21 protein-coding genes and 4 tRNA genes are annotated in these 24,680 nt (G+C 38.1%); 11 read left to right on the plus strand and 14 right to left on the minus strand.

What is annotated here, in order from left to right; all coding sequences use genetic code 11:
- Positions 1-252 precede the first annotated feature (252 nt).
- The 6 genes from HYG93_RS17005 (at position 253) to HYG93_RS17030 (ending at position 2,056) form a co-directional block, all read left to right on the plus strand.
- Positions 253-328 (plus strand) — tRNA-Asn (locus HYG93_RS17005).
- Positions 329-333: 5 nt separating this feature from the next.
- Positions 334-409: transfer RNA gene (locus HYG93_RS17010), tRNA-Asn, on the plus strand.
- Between the two features lie 348 nt (positions 410-757).
- A tRNA-Asn gene (locus HYG93_RS17015) sits at positions 758-833 on the plus strand.
- Positions 834-1,055: 222 nt separating this feature from the next.
- Positions 1,056-1,361 (plus strand): hypothetical protein, encoded by a 306-nt coding sequence (locus tag HYG93_RS17020; protein WP_106986311.1) that lies wholly within the window; start codon positions 1,056-1,058, stop codon positions 1,359-1,361.
- A gap of 114 nt (positions 1,362-1,475) precedes the next feature.
- A tRNA-Asn gene (locus HYG93_RS17025) sits at positions 1,476-1,551 on the plus strand.
- A gap of 124 nt (positions 1,552-1,675) precedes the next feature.
- Entirely contained in the window at positions 1,676-2,056 is a 381-nt protein-coding gene (locus tag HYG93_RS17030; protein ID WP_372659208.1) for a DUF2726 domain-containing protein, read from the plus strand.
- Between the two features lie 136 nt (positions 2,057-2,192).
- Here HYG93_RS17030 and HYG93_RS17035 read toward each other — a convergent pair whose 3' ends face one another.
- Both HYG93_RS17035 and HYG93_RS17040 read right to left on the minus strand, forming a co-directional pair.
- The gene (locus tag HYG93_RS17035; protein WP_106986310.1) at positions 2,193-2,429 is read right to left on the minus strand and encodes a hypothetical protein; all 237 of its coding nucleotides are present in this window, start codon (positions 2,427-2,429) and stop codon (positions 2,193-2,195) included.
- A gap of 139 nt (positions 2,430-2,568) precedes the next feature.
- The gene (locus HYG93_RS17040) at positions 2,569-4,311 is read right to left on the minus strand and encodes an FAD-dependent monooxygenase (protein WP_106986309.1); all 1,743 of its coding nucleotides are present in this window, start codon (positions 4,309-4,311) and stop codon (positions 2,569-2,571) included.
- Positions 4,312-4,517: 206 nt separating this feature from the next.
- Here HYG93_RS17040 and HYG93_RS17045 point away from each other — a divergent pair, with 206 nt between their 5' ends.
- Positions 4,518-5,405, plus strand: a complete 888-nt coding sequence (locus HYG93_RS17045) for a LysR family transcriptional regulator (RefSeq protein WP_120366214.1) — start codon at positions 4,518-4,520, stop codon at positions 5,403-5,405.
- A 40-nt stretch (positions 5,406-5,445) separates the two neighbouring features.
- Here the strand turns inward: HYG93_RS17045 and HYG93_RS17050 are convergent, their stop codons facing one another.
- From HYG93_RS17050 to HYG93_RS17060, 3 genes are all read right to left on the minus strand, one after another.
- A complete protein-coding gene (locus HYG93_RS17050; protein ID WP_120366213.1) occupies positions 5,446-6,897 on the minus strand; it encodes a S9 family peptidase in 1,452 nt (483 codons plus the stop codon).
- Between the two features lie 122 nt (positions 6,898-7,019).
- A complete protein-coding gene (gene ubiA / locus HYG93_RS17055; protein WP_117007295.1) occupies positions 7,020-7,901 on the minus strand; it encodes a 4-hydroxybenzoate octaprenyltransferase in 882 nt (293 codons plus the stop codon).
- 8 nt (positions 7,902-7,909) lie between these two features.
- Positions 7,910-8,416, minus strand: coding sequence for a chorismate lyase (locus tag HYG93_RS17060; RefSeq protein ID WP_120366212.1), 507 nt, complete (start codon positions 8,414-8,416; stop codon positions 7,910-7,912).
- 228 nt (positions 8,417-8,644) lie between these two features.
- On the opposite strand from HYG93_RS17060, the gene HYG93_RS17065 reads away from it, so the two are divergent.
- On the plus strand, positions 8,645-9,529 hold the full coding sequence (locus tag HYG93_RS17065; RefSeq protein WP_120366211.1) for a polysaccharide deacetylase family protein: 885 nt from the start codon (positions 8,645-8,647) through the stop codon (positions 9,527-9,529).
- A gap of 82 nt (positions 9,530-9,611) precedes the next feature.
- Here HYG93_RS17065 and HYG93_RS17070 read toward each other — a convergent pair whose 3' ends face one another.
- Positions 9,612-9,890, minus strand: coding sequence for a hypothetical protein (locus HYG93_RS17070; RefSeq protein ID WP_106986304.1), 279 nt, complete (start codon positions 9,888-9,890; stop codon positions 9,612-9,614).
- Positions 9,891-9,989: 99 nt separating this feature from the next.
- Entirely contained in the window at positions 9,990-11,405 is a 1,416-nt protein-coding gene (gene glnA / locus HYG93_RS17075) for a type I glutamate--ammonia ligase (RefSeq protein ID WP_171356331.1), read from the minus strand.
- A gap of 637 nt (positions 11,406-12,042) precedes the next feature.
- Between glnA and HYG93_RS17080 the strand changes: the two genes are divergently transcribed.
- Positions 12,043-13,272 carry a glycosyltransferase family 1 protein gene (locus HYG93_RS17080; RefSeq protein ID WP_162368836.1) on the plus strand — a complete coding sequence of 410 codons (1,230 nt, stop codon included), beginning with the start codon at positions 12,043-12,045 and terminating at the stop codon, positions 13,270-13,272.
- 20 nt (positions 13,273-13,292) lie between these two features.
- Here HYG93_RS17080 and HYG93_RS17085 read toward each other — a convergent pair whose 3' ends face one another.
- The 4 genes from HYG93_RS17085 to HYG93_RS17100 all read right to left on the minus strand — a co-directional run bounded on the left by HYG93_RS17085 (position 13,293) and on the right by HYG93_RS17100 (position 17,802).
- Positions 13,293-14,324, minus strand: coding sequence for a hypothetical protein (locus HYG93_RS17085; RefSeq protein ID WP_162368837.1), 1,032 nt, complete (start codon positions 14,322-14,324; stop codon positions 13,293-13,295).
- Positions 14,324-15,526, minus strand: coding sequence for a glycosyltransferase family 1 protein (locus HYG93_RS17090; protein WP_106986300.1), 1,203 nt, complete (start codon positions 15,524-15,526; stop codon positions 14,324-14,326). The genes HYG93_RS17085 and HYG93_RS17090 overlap by 1 nt, the downstream gene beginning before the upstream one ends.
- A gap of 1 nt (position 15,527) precedes the next feature.
- Complete coding sequence (locus tag HYG93_RS17095; protein WP_162368838.1) at positions 15,528-16,544, minus strand: polysaccharide biosynthesis/export family protein; 1,017 nt, start codon at positions 16,542-16,544, stop codon at positions 15,528-15,530.
- Between the two features lie 265 nt (positions 16,545-16,809).
- Positions 16,810-17,802, minus strand: coding sequence for a phytanoyl-CoA dioxygenase family protein (locus HYG93_RS17100; RefSeq protein ID WP_171406364.1), 993 nt, complete (start codon positions 17,800-17,802; stop codon positions 16,810-16,812).
- A 362-nt stretch (positions 17,803-18,164) separates the two neighbouring features.
- Between HYG93_RS17100 and HYG93_RS17105 the strand changes: the two genes are divergently transcribed.
- On the plus strand, positions 18,165-18,686 hold the full coding sequence (locus HYG93_RS17105) for a DUF4214 domain-containing protein (RefSeq protein ID WP_106986297.1): 522 nt from the start codon (positions 18,165-18,167) through the stop codon (positions 18,684-18,686).
- Positions 18,687-18,701: 15 nt separating this feature from the next.
- Positions 18,702-22,001 (plus strand): glycosyltransferase family 1 protein, encoded by a 3,300-nt coding sequence (locus tag HYG93_RS17110; protein ID WP_120366209.1) that lies wholly within the window; start codon positions 18,702-18,704, stop codon positions 21,999-22,001.
- Positions 22,002-22,099: 98 nt separating this feature from the next.
- Here the strand turns inward: HYG93_RS17110 and HYG93_RS17115 are convergent, their stop codons facing one another.
- From HYG93_RS17115 to HYG93_RS17125, 3 genes are read right to left on the minus strand one after another with little or no spacing between them, the layout of a single operon-like run.
- On the minus strand, positions 22,100-22,750 hold the full coding sequence (locus HYG93_RS17115; RefSeq protein WP_106986295.1) for an ABC transporter ATP-binding protein: 651 nt from the start codon (positions 22,748-22,750) through the stop codon (positions 22,100-22,102).
- Positions 22,747-23,529, minus strand: a complete 783-nt coding sequence (locus tag HYG93_RS17120; protein ID WP_106986294.1) for an ABC transporter permease — start codon at positions 23,527-23,529, stop codon at positions 22,747-22,749. Before HYG93_RS17120 ends, HYG93_RS17115 begins: the two co-directional genes overlap by 4 nt.
- 1 nt (position 23,530) lies before the next feature.
- On the minus strand, positions 23,531-24,631 hold the full coding sequence (locus HYG93_RS17125; protein WP_106986293.1) for a hypothetical protein: 1,101 nt from the start codon (positions 24,629-24,631) through the stop codon (positions 23,531-23,533).
- Between the last annotated feature and the right edge of the window lie 49 nt (positions 24,632-24,680).

Below are 24,680 nucleotides of genomic sequence, written 5' to 3' on the forward strand. Positions count from 1 at the left end.
TGTACACAGCGCATTGGGTTATGTATCGCCTTTTGAGTTTGAAGCAATGTACTATGATAAGATTAACCCGTTAGGTCACGTGGCCTAACTTAAATAAAAATGTCTCCGACAAACCCGGTACGGTTCAAAAGCTTAAAAGAATCAATAAATAAGCAATTATCAAATCTTTGGATAATAAAAAAACATTTAAGTACTTAATCTTCCATTTTTACTTGACCGCTTTAGCTTTCATCCCTAAAATGCGCATCAGATTCTCCAATAGCTCAGTCGGTAGAGCGACGGACTGTTAATCCGCAGGTCCCTGGTTCGAGCCCAGGTTGGAGAGCCATCTATTCTTCCATAGCTCAGTCGGTAGAGCGACGGACTGTTAATCCGCAGGTCCCTGGTTCGAGCCCAGGTGGAAGAGCCAGATTCTAAAAAGCCCACTCATTACGAAGTGGGCTTTTTTATACCTAAAATTTATTGCCCTTATAACAATAATATTTACACTCAATTATGGCACTCATGGATTAGTTCAATCTGCTTATGCATAAATTATGACTTAGATTTCCATACAACACACATAACTTACAATTGGTAAGTAGCTAACTAAAAAATAAATTTCATAATTAAAGCTTAATCCAATATAAAAACATCAATATTAATGCTCAGATTTTACCTTCTTGCCTGTTTTTAAATCATTTAATCTTAAAATATTGCTTTTTTTTATTTACACCCTTGACCCATTCAGCTTTGCCACATAGAATGCGTCTCAGATTCTCCCATAGCTCAGTCGGTAGAGCGACGGACTGTTAATCCGCAGGTCCCTGGTTCGAGCCCAGGTGGGAGAGCCAAATTCAAAAAAGCCCAAGCATTTAAGCCTTGGGCTTTTTTATTGCCTAGCACTTTCCCCCTACTTTAAATACTTCCGTTTCTTATAAAATGCAGCCTATTATTTTATAGATCACTACTCCCTCCAAAGCCATCCATACAACCCAAACGCTGTATTTTCTGCTTTCATCTACACGCTATTCGCTATACCTTAAAGCCATACAGACTTTATAAGGAGAATAAAAATGGAACTTCCATGGCTGAAATCTATGATTTTTTGGACCATCTTAATTATTGCGGTGTTAGGGATTTTTCAATGCACGCAACGCTCTGAAAATAATAAACAAGCCTCTAACCAAATGTATGAGCGCTTATATCAATGCACAAAAGAGCTACCAATCACGCAAAAAACAACACTTAGAACCATTCAAAGCCAAATTCACCCTCAAATGAAGCAACAAGAATTAATGACACTAATTGCAAGCTGTCGTAAAGTTACACCTTCACAAAGTGCTGATGCTTATGTGAATGCCATTAAAAATCTTTCTTAAAAATATTAAATTGAGCATTTTGACTACTTTTAAGACACTTAATTCAATTTTGACTGTTTTTCCTAATCAATGACTTGACCAAAGCACGTTTGCCACATAGAATTCGTTTCAGATTCTCCCATAGCTCAGTCGGTAGAGCGACGGACTGTTAATCCGCAGGTCCCTGGTTCGAGCCCAGGTGGGAGAGCCAAGATTCTAAAAGCCCAAGCATTTAAGCCTTGGGCTTTTTCTTATGTGTAAGTTTTAGCGTGCTCGACTTAAATCAACTTATATTTTTTATTATCGGCTGTTTAGCAAGTTTCACTTTGCTATGTATGCTATTTCCAAAATTCTTTTATCGTAAGCAAAAGTTCTATCCACGTCGTGTCATTACACATTTTGAAAGTAAAATGTATGCGCGCCTGTTAGAAGCCCTCCCACAGCATCATGTGCTGGCTCAAGTTGCTTTTAGTGCACTTATCACCAACCACCAATATAAAATCCGTAATCTCTTTAACCGCAAAGTCACTGATTTTGTGATTTTAGATCATGACTTTAATGTAGTCGTGATTATAGAATTGGACGATCGATCGCATTTAGGCAAAGAAAAGGCCGATGCAGAACGTGATGCAATGTTAGAAGAAGCTGGGTATCGGGTACTCCGCTATACCAATATTCCCAGTGCAATCACCCTCAAAAACGATATTCTTCGTTAGCAAAATCGATATCACAAGAATGATGTGTAATAAACCTCATACACATTACTCAGATGTGCAATGAATTAAAAATTGAAGTCAAAAAAGCCAATCATCTGATTGGCTTTTGAATCAACTTTTTAGCAGATCTCTACATCTACTTTGCAGTGGTTGTCGTATCTGCTTCAGAGCTGGCTTGCGTTGCTTTTGTAGCCTCACGTGCTTGTATACGTGCTAAATTTTCCGCTTTAATTCGAGCATATTCAGCCTGATTCTTCTCATCACTGGTTACTGCTAAATACGCCATACTCATCAAAAAGACAGGGATAAGCAAACCCAATGACATCAAAATAATCATTTTCTTTTGATTTGGTTTTGTTTCGGATGTAGACATCTAAACCCCTACAGATTGTTGCGCTATTCGGTGGCCGTCCAATATAGCAAAAATTAGAAAAGCCACAACCAATATACGCATCTCTAGCACCTATGCGAGACACGTTTGCATTGCAAATCGTGTTCGCATAGCCACCATATTAGGTGCTTAATTGCACTTGATTTAATACTTGTTCTAATGTCGCCACATAGTCAAAGTCAGTTGCAGGTTTATCAGCCATACGCCATGCCACGTAGCCATCTGGACGCACTAACACTGCACCTGCTTCATGTACTTCAGACTTCGTATTCCATGTGCCATACACATCACGATATTCACGTGAGCCGATCTGAACCACATCTAAATAAGGGAGCTCAAGCGCCTCTGCAGCCTTCTTCCAGCCTGTACCAGACAAACCCGTCAATAAGGTAAAACGTCCGTGCCCAGTAATATCTAATGTTGAACGTTTTTGACCTTTTGCATTAATTAACCATGTATGCGGTACTTTTGCACCGGGACGCGTTGTTGCCTGTAAATATAATTGTGGGTCTCGCTTAAAGATTTCTTCAGCACCTTCTGGCACAACAGCACCCGACACATAGCGCTGGTTCAGCTCTGTGCCTTGTGCATTAAATTCATAATGTTTAATCTCTAGCGCTTTAAATAACTGTTCACGGATATGGGCAGCCTCTTCTGTTTCCGCAAAAATACGCTCCAGCATCTGCGCTTGTGTCGTTATGCCCTGATCAAAACCAAACACATCTTTTAAGTGTTTATAATCAAAGCGAGATTGATTGGCACGTGCAACAATCTGCTTGCCTACAGGTGCACGTTCTGCCGTATAAGTCTCTAGCAAGCTTTGTTTTGCCCAGCCTTTCACTGTATAAGCCAGCTTCCAAGCCAAGTTAAATGCATCTTGCATACAGGTATTTGAACCCAAACCACTTGAAGGCGGATGACGGTGTACGGCGTCGCCACCACAGAACACACGACCTACAGAATATTCGGTTGCCCATGTTTGATTCACATACCAATATGACACTTTTTCAATTTCAACATCATCCACTTCTGCACCAACAAAGGCATTTAAGCGAGCGCACACCTGTGCCTCTGTCACTTGCGGTTCGCCTTGATCAATATCAAAGCCCCAGCCCATAATCCACTGATTCCAAGGCGTGATGGCACGTAGTAGCCCCATACCAATATCGCCAAAGCCCGCTTCTGGGTTCACAATCCACTGTAAAATCGCTGGGCGGTGCTGTACATACTGCGATAGATCGGCTTTAAACGTCACATAAACAGTGCCTGCACGTGACATCACGCCTTCCAAAGGCAGATTCAGCTGTTCAACAATTTTAGAGCGCGCACCATCCATTCCTACCAAATATTTTGCACGTAAACTAAATTCTTGTTGGGTTGCATGATTAAAAAATACTGCCGTTACACCATCTTCATCTTGGATATGAGACATATATTCTGTATTGAAATGATAAATTGCACCCCGCTCACCTGCATTTTTCACCAGGAGTGCTTCCATTTTTGGTTGTATTAAATCCACCAATGGACATGGGCTACCTTGAACATAATCACCATGGCGCTCATCTCCTGTGCCCCACGCACTCATGCGTGCAATTTCCTCACCCACTAAGCTGGTAGTAATTAAACTTTCACCCATTTCTTCCCAAGGCGTCGCAATTTCTTTCACTTGCTCTTCAATGCCTAAATCACGCAATACTTCCATCGCACGTTGATTAGTAATATGAGCACGCGGGCTGTTTGCCAACCAGTTAAATTGCGTAAACAATTGCACTTTTAAACCATAGCTTGCTAAGGCCAAACCCAAAGTAGAACCCGCAGGCCCTGTGCCTACCACTAAAACATCCGTATCGTATTGCTTTGACATCTTTAACTCCGCCACTTCGCATCTATAATCAGGTGCCAGCACCTGTCTTGATCACCAAAGTGTAAAAAAGATTTTAAGCACACCAAACATCCAGACATTTAAACGATAGTTGCATAGGCTTTTCATCTACATTGCGCCATAATTTCCATGCTGTATATTTTCACCCTGATCTGCTTTTTTAATTTTCTCCCGCAGAGGCTCGTGCTATGGAATTGCGCCATCTCAAATACTTTGCTGCCGTAGCCCAATACGGGAGCTTTACCAAAGCAGCCGAACAGCTATTTACTGCACAACCCTCACTGAGTCAGCAAATTAAAGATTTAGAAGCAGAAGTTGGTGTTCAACTGATTGACCGCTCTACTAAACAGATCAAATTGACAGATGAAGGACAAGCTTTTTTAGTGCATGCATTAAATGCAATTAAAAGCGCTCATTTAGCGACTGCAGCCGCGCAACAAGTCGCACACCTGAAAAACAATCAGATTCATATTGGTTTTTTAAATGTGGCTGAACTTAAAATCATGCCGCTGATTTTGGATAAACTAAAACGCCAAATCCCCAACCTTGCCATTCACATTCAAAGCCTAACCTGTTTAGAGCAAATTCGAAAATTAAAAAAGTCAGAGCTCGATATCAGCTTTACCCGCTATGCCATTCAGCATGATGATTATGAAAATTTAGCGTTAATGACCGAAAAAATTTATGTGGTGGCTTCAAAAAAACTGCACCGCAGTGGTCATATCGTTAGCAAAGCTTATTTAAGCAAGCAAAATATCATTATGTGTGAGCAAAGCGCTTCCCCTGTATTTTATGACAATATCAATCGAATTCTTAGCTTAGAACATTTGCCACATCAGCAAATGCATTGGGTAACCAATGTACTGCAGCATATCAACTTAATTAACATGGGCATGGGTTATAGCTTTGCACCCGAATATCTACTGAAATTTTTAAACAATGATATACAGATAATAGTAACTGATTTTTCAATCGAACCACTTAAGCTGTATGCCAATTATAAGAAAAAATCTCAACATCAAGCCCTACAATTGATTTGTACAGAGCTTAAAGCTGCTTCTCAGCACAAGCTATAGATATATAAAAAGGAGCCAAAGCTCCTTTTTATTTCGCCAATCAATTAGAGGCTGCTACACCCGTACAATGTGGACTCGTACTAGCATCTTTCTGCGCGCTAGTTAAGGTAATACCCGTACCTGCAGGCATGTTATCTTGAATAAAGTTGACCGCCTCAGCATTTCTACAAATAATGGCCTGAGTATGGGTCGCATTTGGCACGATCTCCATTTTGTAGCCATCTTCATATTTAGCTTGCGGGAAATAATCTGCAGCTTTTGCCTTCATGTTATCAAATAATTTCTGCGTCATTTGCGGCAACACCGCCTGATCAGCACCACCCTGAATAATATACACAGGAGCTTTAATTACCCTTTCAGCTGTTGCATTTGTCGCTGGCTGATTGTCTTTTAAAAATTTCTGTACCACTGGATCAGAATCAATTTTGCTTAAATCAATACCATACTGAGCAATCGTATGTGTTGGATCTTTTAAAAACGCCAGTAAACTCACTTTAAATTGATCTTGTAGTCCTTTGGCACTATTCGGATCGGCATAACTTAAACATGCACCGTCATCCCCTGTGCGACCATAGGCATTTTCTGCAATTGAAGATGCTTCTCCGGTAAAGATATTTTTTAAATCATAGCTTGGGTCATAAGCTTTAATCCCAGATGTCGTTAATGCCGCATAAGCTAAAAGCTCGGCATAGCCATCTGCAATTTTTGCAATCATCGCTTCGCTTTGCGCCACACTAATCTGTTGTTTTGATAACGCAAAACGGATCTGCATTAATTGATCATCCAACATATTATATGTTTTAAATACGCCAGATGTATTTAAAGCAGGATCAAGATAGACTTTAATAATTTCCCCTAAACTAGATGCAGGTGCCGCTGCAACTGCGCCCTTATAACTGCTATCTGTATTGGCAAATTCTGCTGTACCTAAAGATGCATGCCCACCTTGTGATTGACCAATCGACATCCACTGTCCGTTCAACTGTGTTCCATAATGCTCTTTGGCTGCTTTCACTGCCGCCAGCGCAGAATTTGCAGCACTGGATAAATTAAGATATGGATGAACCCCTGTTGTACCTAAGCCCTCATAATCAGGTGCAACAATGACATAGCCAGCTGCCAATAATGTGTCGGCAAGAATTTTAAAACGTGGATGAATTGGGTTTTTACTCGGTGCACACTCATCACCAGCACCAACCGTTCCATGCTCCCAAACTACGACACGATAACCATCTTTAGGTTGTGTCGCTTTTGGAAACAACACCAAAGCGGTTGTTTCTGCCGATTTCCCTTGCAAGTTAGTCATATTATAAGTCATGACTTTAATCGATGAGCTATTGTCTACTGTACCTGAACCATAATTTGCCTCAGATACATAAGTTGGCGGTTGAGTTGAATTGGAATCAGACGTGTCATTATTATCATTACATGCGGTTAAGGACAGCAGTGAAACCGTTGCAGTTAAAGCCAATACTATTTTTGAATGTTTCATAAAATATCCTTTTTTAATCATTATTTTTTAAACATGAATCTACACGCCATTTTATTAATACATAAAAAAAAGCACCCGAATAGGATGCTTTATGCCAACTTATGCTTTTAATACCAACAATCTTAAAAGGTCAAAGCCATGAAAATACCGCAAAAAATTAACAAACCCACCCAACGATTGTGACGAAATGCCCAAAAACACCATTGAGGATCTCGATGACGCGTTTTGCTCCACTGATAAATAAAGTCAATCATCACCGCTAATAATGCAATTAAACCAAATGGCATCAATAAATTTTCTAAATAGAGTGCAGAACCAATGAGCAATATACTTAATACCTGCAATAAAGAGATAATTTCAATATCGTATTTACCAAATAATATTGCTGTCGATTTCACACCAATTTTTAAGTCATATTCACGGTCAGTAATGGCATATTGTGTGTCATAAGCAACCGTCCATGCCAAATTGCCAAAATATAGCAACCAGCAAGTTAAATCAGGCGTTTGCCCAACCGCGGTATATGCCATTGGAATCGACCATGAAAAGGCGGCACCCAAAAATACTTGTGGCAGATGCGTATAGCGCTTCATAAATGGATAAATGAACGCCAATGCCAATGCACCAAAGGACCAATAAAAAGTTTCAATCGGCAAGAAAAATAAGGTACATGCGCTTGCAAGCACCAAAAAAAGAAACACATAAATCGCTTCTTTCGCACTGATCACACCTGTTGCCAGCGGACGGCTTTTGGTTCTTTCAACAGCACCATCAACTTTACGGTCGGCAAAATCATTAATTGCACAGCCCGCAGCACGCATAAATATTGTGCCCAAAATCATTGGTATAAGAATAGCGAGCTGAGGCGTACCTTGATTTGCAATCCAAAGTGCCCACATGGTCGGCCAAAATACCAATTCTGTGCCGATTGGTTTATCAAAGCGACACAAATAATAATAAGCTTCTAAACGCTGACGCCAAGTAATGGGATGCGTTGCTGTCATGACTGTCCTTAACTTGATGTTCTTAGAGAATATTGCTGAAGATACTGTTCAAATGCAGGTAAAAAAGTTTCCTGTACAATAAATTTACAGCCATGCCAAGTATAACAGCTCTGGCGGGTCCAGCCATCTTCTAGCCATAACACACGACGCTCACATACGGGTGTAGTACGTTGAAATAAAAAGTAGCCGATTGGTTTATTGCCAATATGCTGAAATATCCGTGCACGGCCTTGCAAACTCAGTATCGGAAAAATACTTTTAGCTTTCACCCAAGGCTGTGCTTCACAGCCATATAAATAACTTTCACGTACCCACGCTGTATGATGCGCTGGCATTTTAAGCCACTGTGCATCTTTCAAGCTCAAACGCTGAAAATGTTCTGCATTTGGTTTTACTTTAAAGATACCTTGCGCCAAATCTGTTAATTGTTGCGTTAAGGAACCGGATGCATACAGCCACGTTCTTAATTCAGTGGGGATTTTACAATCCCGCAATTGGCTTTGCTGCTGCCGCATATTCCATATCCCTTCAATCATTGCCTCTAGTGTAGCGGACTGAACTGTATTTTTCATGGCTTGATAATTGTTTTCATCACAGCTGTTCAGATTTTGCCAAACTCTTCTCTTTCTCTGTTTTTATTACATGACATTTTTAACACACTTTAGTGTAACTGATGGGTATCATAAGTCAGAAAAAATAAACACTACGCCTAAATGAAAAAACATCACACTGCCCTATATACCATGCTGATTTGCTTGCTATGTTTTAACGCTCACTTACATGCCAAATCATTAGCACTCAGTTTTGATGATGGCCTTAACCCAGCATTCAATGCTCAAGCCAGTACAATCAATGCAAGCATATTGCGACAATTAAAAGACCAACACATCAAAAGTATTGTCTTCCCTAGCCTAATTAAAATTGGTGATTATCAAGGCAAACAATTGATTCGCGATTGGGGTATTTCAGGCCATCTGATTGGCAACCATAGCGCCCTACATCAAAACCTGAATAAAGAAAATGTATCCGCAAAAGATTATATAAAAAGCATTGAGCATGCAGATACAGTATTAAAAACATTACCCAATTACACGCGAATTTACCGTTATCCATTTTTAAAAGAAGGTAATAGCGCTGAAAAACGTGATGCTGTCTATCAATGGTTAGAGCAGCATCAATATCGCATTGGCGGTGTGAGTATAGATGCCAGTGACTGGTTTTATAACCAAAAATATATCAACTATGCTAAACAGCAAGATTTAGACAAATTACAGCAGTTAAAACAAGCATATATTGCTCACCTGCTTAATCGCGCCGAATATTATGACCAACTCGCACAGCTCAGCTTAAAACGTTCACCGCAGCATGTTTTGCTTTTACATGTAAATGCCATTAATGCCGCGTTTTTAAAGGATGTTATTACAGCATTTCAACAGCATGGCTGGACATTTATCTCAGCAGAGCGCGCCTTGCAAGACCCACTATATGCGCTACACAGTCAAAACATTCCTGCGGGTGAAAGTGTGATTTGGTCCATTGCTAAAACTCAAGGCATTACTCAACTGCGCTATCCTGCCGAAGATGCACCTTATGAAATTGATAACTTAAAACAACATGGTTTGCACTGACAGTTAGCAAATTACTTTTTGCTCAATAAAAATGACCCGCTATCTAACAGGTCATTTTTCAGATCAATTTTATCGTGTTGAATTAAAAGTTATCTGTCTTGGCAATGGCTTCAAACTTTCCTTGTGGTGTTTTAATTAAAACCAACCCTTCAGTTGTGATATAAAAACTTTCAGGGTAATCAAATTCTAAAGCTAAGTCGGGGTTTTTCAGTTCGACAAATTCAGCCTGCTTATAACCTTCAACGGTCCGCCCCACTTCTAAATATGTCACTTCTGAGAAGTTGAGTTTAAAGCCCTTTGCCTGATCCGCTGGATCAATCCAGGGGAAAAAGCCCGTATGTTTTTTGCGTGGTTTTGCCATAACGATTCTATATATTTCCAGATTGATTCATCATAACGTAAGACACAAAAAAAACCCGCGATAAACGCGGGTTTTTTTAAGCTTAAATTCTTTACAGAATTACAGGCTGTAGTACATATCAAATTCAACTGGGTGAGTAGTCGTGTTAAGACGACGAACTTCTTCAGTTTTAAGCTCGATGTAGGCATCAAGCATTTCTTTAGTGAACACGCCACCTTTAAGAAGGTAATCATGATCCGCAGCAAGCGCTTCAAGAGCCATATCTAAGCTATGAGCCACTGTAGGGATTTTAGCTTCTTCTTCAGGAGGAAGGTCGTACAAGTTTTTATCTGCAGCTTCACCTGGGTGGATCTTGTTTTGGATACCGTCAAGACCAGCCATAAGAAGCGCTGCGAAACCTAAGTACGGGTTCATCATTGGATCTGGGAAACGTGCTTCAATACGTTTGCCTTTAGGGCTAGAAACATAAGGAATACGGATAGAAGCAGAACGGTTACGCGCTGAGTAAGCAAGCATAATTGGAGCTTCAAAGTGCGGAACTAAACGCTTGTACGAGTTTGTAGAAGGGTTAGTAATCGCATTCAATGAACGAGCGTGTTTAATCACACCGCCAATGAAGTAAAGCGCCATTTCAGAAAGGCCTGCGTATTCGTCACCAGCGAACAAGTTCTTGCCATCTTTAGAGATAGACATGTGAACGTGCATACCAGAACCGTTATCGCCAACCATTGGTTTAGGCATAAACGTAGCTGTTTTTGCATATTGGTGAGCAACGTTCCAAACAGCATATTTGAACTGTTGAACTTCGTCAGCTTTACGAACCATTGTGTTGAAGCTCACACCAATTTCAAGCTGGCAAGATGCAACTTCGTGGTGGTGTACTTCTACACGGCCTGGGCCCATGATGTCTTCGATACGTGCACACATATCCGCACGCATGTCTTGTGAAGAATCTACTGGTGGAACTGGGAAGTAACCACCTTTAACGCGTGGACGGTGGCCAGAGTTACCCGCTTCGTAGTCTTTACCTGTAGACCAAGCAGCTTCTTCAGCGATTAATGTATGGCGCGCGCCAGACATATCGATGTCCCATTTAACTTCGTCAAATACGAAGAATTCTGGTTCTGGACCGAAGAATGCAGTATCACCAATACCTGTAGATTTTAGATATTCTTCTGCACGGCGAGCAATAGAGCGTGGGTCACGTTCATAACCTTGACCTGTTGAAGGTTCAATTACGTCGCAAGTTACAACAACTGTAGGCTCTGCAAAGAACGGGTCGATGAAACCTGTAGCCGCATCTGGGCGTAAGATCATGTCAGATGCTTCAATGCCTTTCCAGCCAGCAATTGAAGAACCATCAAACATTTTGCCATCTTCAAACGTATCTTCGTCGATTGAATCTGCTGGGTAAGTTACGTGTTGCTCTTTACCCTTAGTATCAGTAAAGCGAAAATCGACCCATTTTGCGCCACTTTCTTGGATGAGTTGAAGGACCTTGTTCGCCATGCTCATTTTGCTCCGATGATTTTTTGTTGCACTGCTGATGTGCGTGTTAGTAGTTGGTTGTTATAAAGCAAATACCGTACCAACTTTATAAAAGCAAAGTTAAAATATTGAATTCCTTATCAGAATTAAAGATTATGCACCTTTGCTTTCACCTTATTATACTGTTTGCCAAGTGAAATGCACCATATTCATTCTAGAGATATTTAATTCTGAATAAAAATTGAGTTAACGCACAAATTTAGTGCATATTTATTTTGTAATGATTTATTTTACTGCTGCCACTTGTAAACAAATGCCTAAAACACTTAAAAATCAATCACTCTAGCTTAATTTTAAATTTTTCTATGCGAAATAATATGCACCAATTTAATTCATAACTTACTTTAATAGAAAAATAAAAATTAATTTTTAACGTATCACACAAGTTTTAATTGTAAATCCTATTAAACCAAGAAAGTCAAACGAACACTTCAATCAGCAAATAGTCGATAGGCCTCAGATTTTTTCTTATCTCGAACCATGTGCTTCGATCTATTCAAGAATTTTCTGCAAAATTAATCATTTTTCTTCATGTTTTTGAACAGATTTTGCCGTATATTTTCCATACAAAATAATATGCATGATCAATCTAAGGGCGAGCAACATGCTGCATAAGCTAAAACTACACTTTTTAAAAATAAATATTCGTCTAGGAAATATTAGCTACGCACGACAACTCTTAAAACAACAGACTCCCAAGACCCAATCTCAACCAATCAAAAACATTTATACCGATCTCTCTGTCATTTCTATGAATGACGCAGGTACTGGCATTCAACGCCTTGTAAAATCGGTATGGTCTCGTCTGCCAAAGCATGCACCAAACCTCAATTTCTATCCGATTTATGCAACTCGCAAAAAAAAGTATGCCCTCTCCCAATACCCACAAAAAAATATTAAAAAACGCCAATATGTAAACCTCAAAAGTGGTGATTTATTTTTTGGTTTAGATTGGTCGGCAGATCAAATTATTAAACATCAAGTACGTTTAATGACCTGGAAAATCAAAGGGTCAAAACAGGTTTTTATCTTAAACGACATCTTGGCATTACAGCATCCAGAGTGGTTCACCGCCAAAAATAGACAAAAACTCCAAGCTTGGCTGAATGTCATTGCGGTATGTGCCGATGAGATTATTTGTGTGTCCGAAACCGTAAAAAAACAAGTGCTTCAATACCTGCATGAACATCAGATTGATGATCTGCCTTGCTCAGCCATTAAACTGGGTGGTGAAATTAGCCCAAGCACATATACGGCGCAAATTCGCCCTGAATTTGAACAAAAATTCTTAGCCTCAAGCTATATTCTCAAAGTATCGACGATCGAACCTCGTAAAGGCCATTTGTGTTTAATCCAAGCTTTTGAAGCATTACTCAAACGCTATCCAGACTATCCACATCATTTATATTTGGTTGGGCGTTATGGTTGGAAATCTGAACATACCCTGCAATATTTGAAAGCATCCCCGTATTTTGGAACACGTATATTTTGGTGGGACGATATGAATGATGCTGAGTTAAATCTACTCTATCAACATACGGTTGGCGCAGTAAATTGCTCTTATGGAGAGGGTTTCGGTTTACCCCTAATGGAAGCGATCTATTATCAAAAACCGCTTTTAGTTCGTGATCTGCCTGTTTTTCGTGAAGTCAGTAGCAACCAAGCAAACTATTTTCAGCAGGATAAACCCGATGCTTTGGCAGAAACTTTGTATATCTGGAGTAAAGATCTAAACTCAAGCTCTACACACATTATTCCACTCACCTCATGGGATGTAAGTGTCGAAAAAATAATGCAATTTTTACAAAAACATGGCTTGCAGATAACAACATAAGCTGTGATTCATTGGCAAAATTAATATTTCATGAAAGGCTGTAACCAACCCAGCCAATTAATTTTGTTTTTATTTTTTAAAATCACAAGTTCTTCTATAGCTTGAGTCGCAGTGATCTGTGGATGACGTTGATTTAATAAAGAGCGATATTGTGGATAGAGAATTAAAGCACCCGCGATTAATTCCTCTAACCGCAATGGTCTTTTAGTACGCGCTATAGCGTATATATCATGAGTAAGGCCCCAACCTGAATAAAATGGCAAACCGTGACAGACCACGGATTTCCCTCTTAAAAGGGCTTCAAATCCAGTTAAAGACGTCATCACATGTACTTCATCTGCCCAATCCAGCCAGTCCGTAATATCACCTTCTGTTCTAATTACATTGGCATAGTGCTGTGCTTGTGCCAGATCCAAACTGTCCTTACGCCAACCTGCAGATACATCGGGATGTGGCCGATATACTAAGTAGGCGCCTGGGCATAATTGGCGAACTTGCGCAAGAAGGTCTAAATTGCGTTTGATATGCGGTGATCCATATTGTATGGATGCATCCCCTTCAACCTGCCCAACTACTAAAATTTTTTGCTGTGCCGAAATAGTTGGAAAATCAGTAAACTGCTTCGTTTTTAGATTATATTTACTCAACTTTTGACTGATTAAATGCTGTTGCAACATCTTGGCTTCAGCACATTCTTTAGCCGAAAAATCATGTTGATTTAACAGACGCTCTAAACGTGATTCCACTTGTGTATTGAAATACATCCCCAAATCATCAAAAACCCAAGAAATAGGCGAATTAAATGCAGCACCTAATCCAATAGAGCGAATAAAGCCATCCTCTACTCGGATTAAGGTTTTTACATGTTGCAATGCTAAAGGTACTGGTTGCATACCCCATACAATCAACACGGCTTCGGCAGAAATAGGCTGATCCAGCTTAAAGCGCTTGAGTTGTAAATGAGGCAAAAAAGTCTTTAGGATTAAAAATTTTCGATAAGAAAATCCATAGACCCATGCCTCTTTCACATGTTTCAGAGCATGAAGCTCCATCAATGACATTCCGCTTCTACTAGCTCTTCGGGCTCAATCACATGCTGAATAGCATTAAAATGATCCTGCCACTCCCAATGCTGATAGTGCTTCATGCGTAACAGCTGATCTTGCCTTAATAAGGAGGCATTTTTGTTGTATTCCAAAATCATGTCATACCAAAGCTTTGTATCTAAGGTGTCAATAAATTCAGGTACACCCTGTCCGATTTCCCGAAAGACTTCAATATCACTAGCAATAACAGGCACTCCTAAAGAGAGTGCTTCAACCAAAGGCAAGCCAAAGCCTTCTACGAAACTTGGAAACAACAAAGCTTGTGCATTCAACAGCGTCGCTTTTAATTCAACATCACAAGAAGATGAACATTCAATCACACGGCGCTTAACAAGCTCACAGCGATCCAATAAATTAAAGACTTGATCGGCCTCCCAACCTCGCTGCCCGACCAAAACTAAGTATGGTGCATCTTCGCCAAGTTGCTGAATCAGGCGTTGCCAAATCTGCAATAACAACAAATGATTTTTACGTGCTTCTATGGTCGCCAGCACCACAAAATACTTTTTATGCTGTAATACAGGCAAAAGTTTAGGTGGTGCAAGCAGATGATGTAAATCACTGCTGAGTAAAGCTACTGTAATTGGTGGAGCTGTTAGCTTTTGCGTCTGAGCAAATTGTAATAACTCGGCTTTGGTAAACGCCGAGTTAACAATTATGGCATGCCCAACTTGCAACATGTGGCGTATACGTAGTGCATGCTTTGCTTGTTCTTGTGCACGACAATATTCTGGATAATTTACTGGGATAAGATCATGTACAAAAAAAACAGTTTTGAGCTGAAGTTGTTGAATTTTTCGAATATAGGACTTCGACTCAATACCTTTATGATTCAAATTTAGATAGACGCATCCTGCATACTGTGAATAATCTGACTCATTTTTAAATACATATTCAGTCAAAACATTAAAAAATGACGAATGCAGTAATTTCGGCTGATTTTGACACAGAATTTGAAACAGCTTTTCAGATTGCACCTGAGTTAAAATATGAACACTGCCTTTGTATGACAACACTGCTTGCGCGTGCTTTGCATAATGTTTGATATATGCCAAGGTCACACGATCAATCCCTGTAATCGTTTTGCCTTTAATTAAGCGAAAGATTAAGCGGCTAATTTCAATCAAAATGGGGTTTTGAGTCGTCATATTATTTGGTCATCGATGTCGTAGTTGAGACTGGCGATAAAATCGAACCAATAATACTTAAGAACTTTTGTAGCTCAGAACCACTTGCATTAGACACGTACAACATATCTTTATTTTTTAGCTGGAATTTTTGTGCAAGTAACAAACCTTCCGCCGAGGTTAAGTCAAAGCGTAGTACTTCGGGTGCTGCTTCACCTGTAGGCAATTTCGATTGACTAAATTCTGCCTTTCGAAATACAAATACACCTTTAGGATTGGCTCTAAAATCATTCAAACCTGAAGTTTTAGCAATTACATCGGAAATACTGAGCCCATTGTCTCCATAATTGAGTATGGTATTACTATTGGTTGCACCCAATACCGTCACTTCATACTGATCTTGCATCACACGAACTGTATCGCCAGGATACAGATAAATATTTTCCACGCTATTACGAGTTAAATCATCCGCTCGAATACTAAAATGTTGCTGAGCGCGCTCGATGACAAAACTTGTAGATTTCAATAGGCGAATGTCCGTCACACTTGGAATGACATCAATTAAACGCTCCCCCTTCGCAGTTAAAGGAATACTTACCGATTTACGATCTGCGATTAAGGTTACAGTATTCGTGTTGTTTTGGCTTAAGCGTGCCATGACCTGGGGCTTGTTGGCAATTTTCGATAGGCCTTGGCGAATAGTCTGTTGAATTTGATCTAAAGTCCGGCCTGATGCTTTGATATTTCCCACAAAAGGTACTGTGATATAACCCTGATCTGTAATCATTTGCTCAGGCATATTTAGCACACCACCTGAAATACCTAAACTATCGGCTGATGTTGTACCAAATAAAACTGCAGGCGGTGCTTCCCAAATTGAAATTTGAACAATATCCCCAGCACCTAATCGAAGTTGAGGTTTAGCACGTTGTACAAAAGCCTGAGTCATCGAGCTTGGTGTAGCCTGCGAATAAAATAGGTAGTTCTCTGAGTTAATATCAATCACATGAACACTGTTATTTAGCGTCTCATTCGACATTAACTTGGAACTAGATGGTCCAGAAGACGGGATAAAACTTGTTGAATTTGAGCAGGCAGACAATATAACCGATGCACTTAATCCAAGAAAAACCGCTTTTATTTTCAACATATTACTTTTCTTATCCTTTACCTATCATCTTATTCGAACACATTTTCATTGGATGACTGGGTTTGATGAAAATCTATTCTTTTTTTGTTCAGCCTAAAAATATTAGCAATAATTTTAAGACGCTCGCAATGTAATTTTTAGCATTTATGCGTACCTAATCGTGAGTTTTGTTTTGCTTTTCTACAGTGGTGATTTGAGCGGGATCCAACACCTTTAATTTGCCTACTTTACGCCACGGACTACGCTTAATTTTTTGAGCTTCTAAAATATCAAGTGCATGCCAGTACAAACCGACAGCTCTGTCCTTTATCCAAGGTAAAGCTAAATAATGCCCAAATGTAAAAGGGATCATAGGATTACGCCTTGCATAAGCCCAAATTTCGGCCCGTATGGCAGACTGTTCACTTTCACCACGCGCATGAAAACCAAAAGTATCAGCAATTAAAAGCGTATTGGCTTTTACATTAAATTTAATGGGTGTAGCAAAGCCAAAATCTTGCAATTCTTGTGGACTAATTCGAAATGAGCCTCGTTGTGACAAAACATCAGTATGTTGTTGTGTACATATTTGAGTCGCTTTATGTTGCTCCCAAGCTAACCTTTTTTCATCTGCGCAGTGCGAGCCAGGCACATACATAAACGGGCCAGTGCTTTCATCTACATCCGTTAAAAATAGCCATGCTTTAGCACTCGAATAAAAAGTATCACTGTGAAAATTGGTCTGTGGATCTGGCTGTTCTTGATTAATTTTAGAAAATATCACTTGGATATAATTCATTGGTTGTACTTTAAAACTGGCCACAAAATTAATGAGGTTATTCCACTCTGTTTTTTGTAAAAATCCTGCTATTTTTTGTGTTTGCTGGAGTTGCTGTGCATCAAGTGACATCCGTCGCGTGACCGTATTGCCTTGAAGCATTTCACGAGTATCAAAACTGTGCGCCGCTATTTCTGATTGAAGTGCTTTAAACTCAGCCTCAGTTAAAAAATTTTCTTTAACAATATATCCATGTGTATAAAAAAACGCTGCATCTTCGGCATTAATGTGTTTTTCAAGTTTCTTCCGTCTGAGATGTGCCAAGCGATGAACCAGCGCGACCCGTTTTTTATGTAGTCCCCATTTGTTCAGCTCTATATCGCTAAGCAAATAATTTTTTTCAAATGATTTTTCACCAACAACGAGCCCAACTATATCGCGTAAAAAGATTAGAGGCCTATTCTTAGCATAGTTTTTTAGAACCCGAATGTATGTATCCAATTGACACCTTTTAAATTTATTGAATATTTTCTTTATTATTCACTTATTGTTAATAACAAGTGATTTAATATACACAATTACACAACTTTTAACACTAAGGCTTATTTTAATTTTTTTGATTAAATTACTGTTATTCATCGAAATAATTACACAACTACTGTCGAGCAAAAGCCTATATTCTATATACAAACTAAAGTGCCAAATATAGAATAAAAAAAACTCAATTAGCCCAAATATAAAGCCAAACAACAATGACAACTCTGATAAATATACCGAAAATGCTTCAATATTGGGGTACTCCCTTTATCACAATATTGTATAGATGCTTCCTCAACCGTGAGCCTGACCCTGAAGGATTAAAATATTATTTGGGTCGTTTAGAACAAGGTATTGACCGTCTAACAATCATTGAGCAGATGCTGAAATCAGCTGAAACTAAATTACATTTTAATCAAAAAGATCTCACGCTCATTCGCCTCGATGTTCAGCGTTTCAAAGCTTTGAGCATTTCTGGTTATTTGCCCGTCGTCCGCTTGTTTTCAACTTCTATGCCAAAAAATCAGCGGATCTTGATGAATCGTTTAACCGAGCTGCAATTTAAACTCGAATCAAACGATATACCTAAGCGAGAACATTTTTTATCAACTCACAGTATAAGTTTTGAAAAATTAAAACTTGTGAGAAATAAGAATATCAAATCATTACCACTCGCTACTGCAACATTGAATGATAAAGAACAAAAGTTATTCAATGAAATCATCAAACAATTATAATTTTGAGTTTTAAATATGCGTATTGTTATAGACATGCAAGGGTGTCAAAACCTAAGTCGTAACCGTGGAATAGGTCGCTATACTACAGGAATGGTTACTGGATTTTTAAAAGAAGCTGTAACCCAGCACGACTGCCATTTATTATTCAATGGCCAATTTAATGACAATTTAGGGCAACTAATAAACCATTATTCTGACTTTGTACCAATTTCAAACATTCATATATGGTATGGTATAGGGCCCTGTTCAGGCAGCAATGCAAATAATAAAATTAATAAAAATATCTCAGTCATCTTACGCGAAAAATTTATTGAAAAAATTGATCCTGACTTTGTTTTCTTAACAACTTATTTCGAAGGCTATCATGATGATACCGTTTTATCAATTCCAAAGACTCGAAGATATAAAGTAATCGCGACATCTCATGATTTAATCCCATTAATACAGCCAAAAATATATCTCGATCCGAATCCTGATTTTAAAAAATATTATTTAGAGCAAATATCAGAGTTTAAAGAAGCAGATTTATATGCTGCAGTATCAAATTCATGTTCAAATGAACTCAAAACTTATTTAGGCATTTCTAAAGAAAAAATTATAATAACATCTGAGGGTATTGAAAACAATTTCAAAAATAGCATGCCATCTTTTGAAAAAATAGAAAAGATGCTGGATTGTAAACTAAAAGATAAAAAACTTATTTTCTATTTTGGCGCAAGTGACGAAAGAAAAAACCATTTAAAATTAATTAAAGCTTACTCACTTTTATCTAAAACAGCAAAACAGAATAGTAAATTAATCATTGCTGGGATATTAAATGATGAACATTTGAATAAGTTTAAGAACTATGCATACAGATGCGGATTAAACAATGAGGATTATATTTTTCTAAAATATATTACAGACAAACAGCTTATTGATTTATACAGCGTCTGCTACTTATTTGTTTTCCCATCATTTCATGAAGGCTTTGGGCTTCCCGCTCTTGAGGCAATGGCATGTGGTGCAGCTGTTATTACATCGAACACAACCAGCCTCCCTGAGGTAATTGGAAGAAAAGATTTAACTTTCGACCCCTACAATGCTTTAGAAATAAAGAAATTATTAGAAAATTTAATAGAAAATCCACAGTTAAGGAATGAAATTTCGGAATATTGTGAAAGTCATTCAAAAACTTTTACATGGGAAAAAAGTGCAAAATTGATTTTAGATTTCATGGAATCTTTTGGTATTACTAACGAGAGGGTTACTGCTGATACTTCTTATTTAATAAATTCAAGTGTCAACGCTATTAAAAAAATTACTATTAATGACGACCTGAATAATACGAAAAAAGAACAAATAGCTTTAAAAATAATTAAAAATTTTCGAGAAAATAGAAAACCTAGAATTCTATATGATATTTCACAATTAATAACTGTAGATTTTATTACAGGAATTCAAAGAGTAACAAATGAAATCTACAATTCTTTAATCGAAAGCTACAGCGATCAATTTGAAATTATACCAATTAAAATTTCTCATCATAGCGACGTTCTTGAAGCCATAGAAAATCCGCCAAAAACCATTAAAATTAATAAAAAATACTCATCAATTGATATTAATGATATTAGAATTGGTGATATTTTTATTAGTATCGATCTTGACCATAGTGCACATACAAAAGAAGATGCATACGAAAAACTCAGATCACAAGGATGTAAAACAGTTTTTATTATTCATGATCTATTGCCTTTTGATTTTGGTGATAGCTTTTTTAGCCCAAATTCAGCAGTTGCACATTTTGGCTGGTTTAAGGCGATCGCTAAAGCCGACCATTTAGTATGTGTTTCACAATCTGTAATGGAACATTCAAAATATTATCTTAATGCCGTAGAAAACATTAATACGAATTTAAAAATAGGATGGTTTCATCTTGGCGGTAATTTTAAAAATGAAAAACACATAAATTTAGATAAAAATTTAAATATCGAACTCCAAAAAATAAATTTTTCAAATCCTGTTTTTTTAATGGTCGGCAGCGTCGAACCCCGTAAAGGACACTTAGAAGTTATTGAAGCAATGTCTGATCTCTGGGATTCCGGTTACCAAGGTTCTTTAGTCATCGTTGGTGCTCGTGGCTGGAACAATGATTTAGTCATTGAAGTAATTAATTCAAGTCAATATAAAGATAAACTTTTATTCTGGCCTTCAAAAATATCAGATGCCGATTTAGCATATTTATATAAAAATTCAACTGCACTCATTGCTGCTTCATTAGGTGAAGGCTTTGGACTACCCCTGATTGAATCATTACAGCACAATACACCCGTTATCGCTAGAAACATCCCTGTGTTTCGAGAAGTAACTAAAAATTCCTGCTTATATTTTAATGATGCAGAAGATTTGAAAAATATTATTTTGAAATATCATAAACAGCAATTAGGCAATAATTTTACATCACAAAACTGGGGAGAATCGGCTAAACAACTGATGAATGCCATAACAAAAGGCCACAATTCCGAAACATGGCATCGTGACGATAAACTTTGGCTATTACCAGTTTGTTCAAATAAATTTAATAGTACCAGCGGTATTTACTCAAGTGATCGAATTAAATCTAAATTTGAAAAAGGTTTACTTGTTTGGGGGGGCTATTTCCCTTTAGAAAGTGGTAGCTATGATCTTAAAATATATGGTAAATCCTATATTGAACAAGAAATTAATCTTAAAATTGTTACTCATTTACATGGTGAAATCAAAGTACTATTCGAGAAAAGATCCTTAACCCTTTCTTTAAGCAAAGGAATTTATGATATTCCTGAAATTATCTGCAATATACCAGTGAGCTTAAATGAATCAATTGATAGAGCTGAAATCTATATAGAATCATCTGAAAAAAATGACTTATATGTAAGTTGCTTCGAAATCAAGAAAACTAGTGATCTTCCTTTTATACTTCTAAACACTGCTCACAATTATTTCAAATCTGAAATTGGTCTAAAAAATGAGAGCGGAATTTATACTCAGAATAAAAAAGGCAATCTTTTGACTGGCGGTCTAGTCAATTTAGACTTAGGAAAATACACAATTGAGATTTTAGGCACTTCACCTCAAAATCAAATGATAAATTTTTCAATTGGCTATTATGATGAATTTAATTCAAAACAAATTGCAGTAAACTTTAATGACTTACCAATTCAAAAATCCACTAATTCAATCATCTCAAAAAAAATATTTAATCTAGAAAATGACATTCAAAATGCTGAATTTTTCATAGATGTAAATGAGGACAATAAACTGAAAATCAGTGAAATCAGACTGCAAAGAATCTAGAATTAAAAAAAGCCAGATTATGATCTGGCTTTTTTAATATCAAACTCTAATGAAACCTAAATTTCAGCTAACATTAACGAATTATAAAAATTGTATCCCTAAATCAAGGAATTATAAAAATCATACCCTTCATCAATATTATCAAAGTGCTTCATTTTTCCTTGATGAAGTACGCAAACTGAATTGCAACGTTCACGAATATTATGAACTTCATGTGAAACAAGAATAATACCCCTATCTTTTCTTCTTTCAAAAAGCTCCTCTTCACATTTGCGGTGAAAACGCGCATCGCCAACTGAGATCACTTCATCTATCAAAAAACAGTCAAACTCAATTGCCATAGACAGCGCGAATGCAAAACGTGCCCGCATACCCTGTGAATAGCTTTTAACTGGCTCGTATAAATAGCTTCCTAATTCAGCGAAATCTTGGACAAAGTCACGTACATACTGAATATCCACATCATAAATGCGGGCAATAAATCTCAGGTTATCCATACCTGTCAGCGAACCTTGAAAAGCACCGCCAAAAGCCAACGGCCATGAGACAGAAACACCACGCGAAACTGTACCTTTCGAAGGTTGTTCTACACCGCTGATCAAACGTATTAAAGTCGATTTACCTGCACCATTACGCCCAAGAAAACCAACTTTATCATTTCCTTTCATTTCAAAATTAATATCATCCAGCACTGTTCTCCAGCCAGAATGAATATGGTATTGCTTCGATACATTTTCCAGTTTTATCATTCAGGAATCACCTTTTTATTCAGCCAAGATATCCCCATCAATCCAACAAGAATCATGCTTATAGAAACAACAAATAAATACAGCGGTTCTTCATGGGTCTGTACAAGATGTCCATAATAACCATGACGCAACATTTCAATCGCATGAACTGGGGGCACATATAGGATGTATTTCTGCAAATACGTCGGCAAGGTATCTACAAAATAAAATGCACCTGAAAAGGGTAAAAACAGATAAGTGAATGTATGCCAAATCCGATCAAAAACTTCCGATATTTCAGACATCACACCCACCACAAACCCTAGGCCCGCTGTAAATAATGCCAAAAGAAGCCACGCGCAAAGCATCAGAAAAATATTGTCTGGCATATCTATAAAGCCCAGCACGATAAATATTGTCATCAGCAGAATAAATGAAATCGTAATACCCGCAATTTCCAATATCAACCTAGACCAATACACGTCAACAATACGAACATTACGGTGATACATAAGCGATAAGTTTGGCTCAACAGATCCTGCTAAACGATTGCTGATATTTCGCCACATGAGAATGTAAGAATAGCCAATAATGGAAAAAGCTATTATCGAAATGCTTCCAGTATGCAACTTTGTATAAGACCATAAAATCACAATGCCGATCGTAAATAGTAACGGTTCAATAAACAGCCATAAAAAGCCAAGATTATGACGTCCATAGCGGGTCAGCACCTCTCGAAGTAGCAATGCGCCTATCACCCGAATCTGTATTTTTAAGCTTTTGACAAAAGAACTATTCATTTTAACCTTGATGCTCTCTTACACCTGCTGCCAGTAAACTATAGATTCCCCATAAAATTAATGAGATCAAAATCGTGGAAATAATATTTTTAAAGCGCTTTGGCTCAATGGCTGCATCCGCCATATTAGGCTGTGCGATCCGTTCCAAGTACAGCTGTTTGCGCTCAGCTTCATTTTTATTTTGCTCCAATGTCGCCATAGCACCAGCAAGCTGTTTCACCGCCACTTCTTTGGCCACCATGAGGCGCTCATATTCAATCGATTTATTGTTATATGAACTGTTGCCATTGCCGAGCATTTGACCCTTGATTTTGGAAATCTGATTTTCCAGATTTTTTTCACGTTCTTTTAAAATTGAAATTTGCGGGTTTTCTGGTGTCACCAGCTGCACTTGCGCAATTTGGGTTTGCACCAAAATCAGCTGATCCTGCAATTTAGAAACCAGCTGCAAATCAATAGTAGCTTGTTTCTCCAAATCAAAAATTTGATTTTTGCTTCTAAATTTCACCAGCTCTGCTGAAATAGCTTCTACACGTTTTTGAGCAACCACCACCTCTGTAGCCGATGTACGGATTAAATCCTGACGGCCACGCGCATTTAAGCCATTAACCAGATCTTCCGCCATATTGAGCAGCTTATTGTTTATCTTATATGCCTCTTCTGCTGAATATGCGCGGACTTCAAGTGTAGAAATCGAAGACGTGGACTCCATCGTGACTTTCACACGATCTTGATAATACTTATAAAGATTTTCCATCGTATTATCTAAACCCATACCATCAAATTTGCTTAAAAAATCGATATGAGCATGGGTATAGATTTTTTTAAGATCAAGCTCTTTCTGCAGTTTGGTAACCGCATCACGCGACATCATAAAATCATTGACTACATAGGCATCGTCCGTAGAACGGGCAAAGCCTGAGCTTTGTAAAAAAGCGGATAAGCCTCCTGCGGAGGCGGTTTTTTGTGGACTGCGTATGACATAACTTGAAGAAGATACGTAGCGGTCTGATGCGATAAGACCAAAATATATAATTGAAAATACTGAGGGAATAATCACAATCAGTACAAATGACCACGATAAACGTTTCTGTTTCAACATGCGCTAGCATTACTCTAATTTTAAAAATTTAAATTTTTATCACCATTTG

The organism is Acinetobacter sp. SwsAc6 (assembly GCF_013391565.1).
In the GTDB taxonomy this organism is placed as follows: Bacteria; Pseudomonadota; Gammaproteobacteria; order Pseudomonadales; family Moraxellaceae; genus Acinetobacter; species Acinetobacter cumulans.

What these genes read in the sequence shown, in the direction of transcription:
- HYG93_RS17020 (WP_106986311.1), top strand. Translation starts at nt 1,056, where the DNA reads ATGGAACTTCCATGGCTGAAATCTATGATTTTTTGGACCATCTTAATT.
- HYG93_RS17030 (WP_372659208.1), top strand. Translation starts at nt 1,676, where the DNA reads ATGCTATTTCCAAAATTCTTTTATCGTAAGCAAAAGTTCTATCCACGT.
- HYG93_RS17035 (WP_106986310.1), bottom strand. Translation starts at nt 2,429, where the DNA reads ATGTCTACATCCGAAACAAAACCAAATCAAAAGAAAATGATTATTTTG.
- HYG93_RS17040 (WP_106986309.1), bottom strand. Translation starts at nt 4,311, where the DNA reads ATGTCAAAGCAATACGATACGGATGTTTTAGTGGTAGGCACAGGGCCT.
- HYG93_RS17045 (WP_120366214.1), top strand. Translation starts at nt 4,518, where the DNA reads ATGGAATTGCGCCATCTCAAATACTTTGCTGCCGTAGCCCAATACGGG.
- HYG93_RS17050 (WP_120366213.1), bottom strand. Translation starts at nt 6,897, where the DNA reads ATGAAACATTCAAAAATAGTATTGGCTTTAACTGCAACGGTTTCACTG.
- ubiA (WP_117007295.1), bottom strand. Translation starts at nt 7,901, where the DNA reads ATGACAGCAACGCATCCCATTACTTGGCGTCAGCGTTTAGAAGCTTAT.
- HYG93_RS17060 (WP_120366212.1), bottom strand. Translation starts at nt 8,416, where the DNA reads ATGCGGCAGCAGCAAAGCCAATTGCGGGATTGTAAAATCCCCACTGAA.
- HYG93_RS17065 (WP_120366211.1), top strand. Translation starts at nt 8,645, where the DNA reads ATGCTGATTTGCTTGCTATGTTTTAACGCTCACTTACATGCCAAATCA.
- HYG93_RS17070 (WP_106986304.1), bottom strand. Translation starts at nt 9,890, where the DNA reads ATGGCAAAACCACGCAAAAAACATACGGGCTTTTTCCCCTGGATTGAT.
- glnA (WP_171356331.1), bottom strand. Translation starts at nt 11,405, where the DNA reads ATGAGCATGGCGAACAAGGTCCTTCAACTCATCCAAGAAAGTGGCGCA.
- HYG93_RS17080 (WP_162368836.1), top strand. Translation starts at nt 12,043, where the DNA reads ATGCTGCATAAGCTAAAACTACACTTTTTAAAAATAAATATTCGTCTA.
- HYG93_RS17085 (WP_162368837.1), bottom strand. Translation starts at nt 14,324, where the DNA reads ATGGAGCTTCATGCTCTGAAACATGTGAAAGAGGCATGGGTCTATGGA.
- HYG93_RS17090 (WP_106986300.1), bottom strand. Translation starts at nt 15,526, where the DNA reads ATGACGACTCAAAACCCCATTTTGATTGAAATTAGCCGCTTAATCTTT.
- HYG93_RS17095 (WP_162368838.1), bottom strand. Translation starts at nt 16,544, where the DNA reads ATGTCGAATGAGACGCTAAATAACAGTGTTCATGTGATTGATATTAAC.
- HYG93_RS17105 (WP_106986297.1), top strand. Translation starts at nt 18,165, where the DNA reads ATGACAACTCTGATAAATATACCGAAAATGCTTCAATATTGGGGTACT.
- HYG93_RS17110 (WP_120366209.1), top strand. Translation starts at nt 18,702, where the DNA reads ATGCGTATTGTTATAGACATGCAAGGGTGTCAAAACCTAAGTCGTAAC.
- HYG93_RS17115 (WP_106986295.1), bottom strand. Translation starts at nt 22,750, where the DNA reads ATGATAAAACTGGAAAATGTATCGAAGCAATACCATATTCATTCTGGC.
- HYG93_RS17120 (WP_106986294.1), bottom strand. Translation starts at nt 23,529, where the DNA reads ATGAATAGTTCTTTTGTCAAAAGCTTAAAAATACAGATTCGGGTGATA.
- HYG93_RS17125 (WP_106986293.1), bottom strand. Translation starts at nt 24,631, where the DNA reads ATGTTGAAACAGAAACGTTTATCGTGGTCATTTGTACTGATTGTGATT.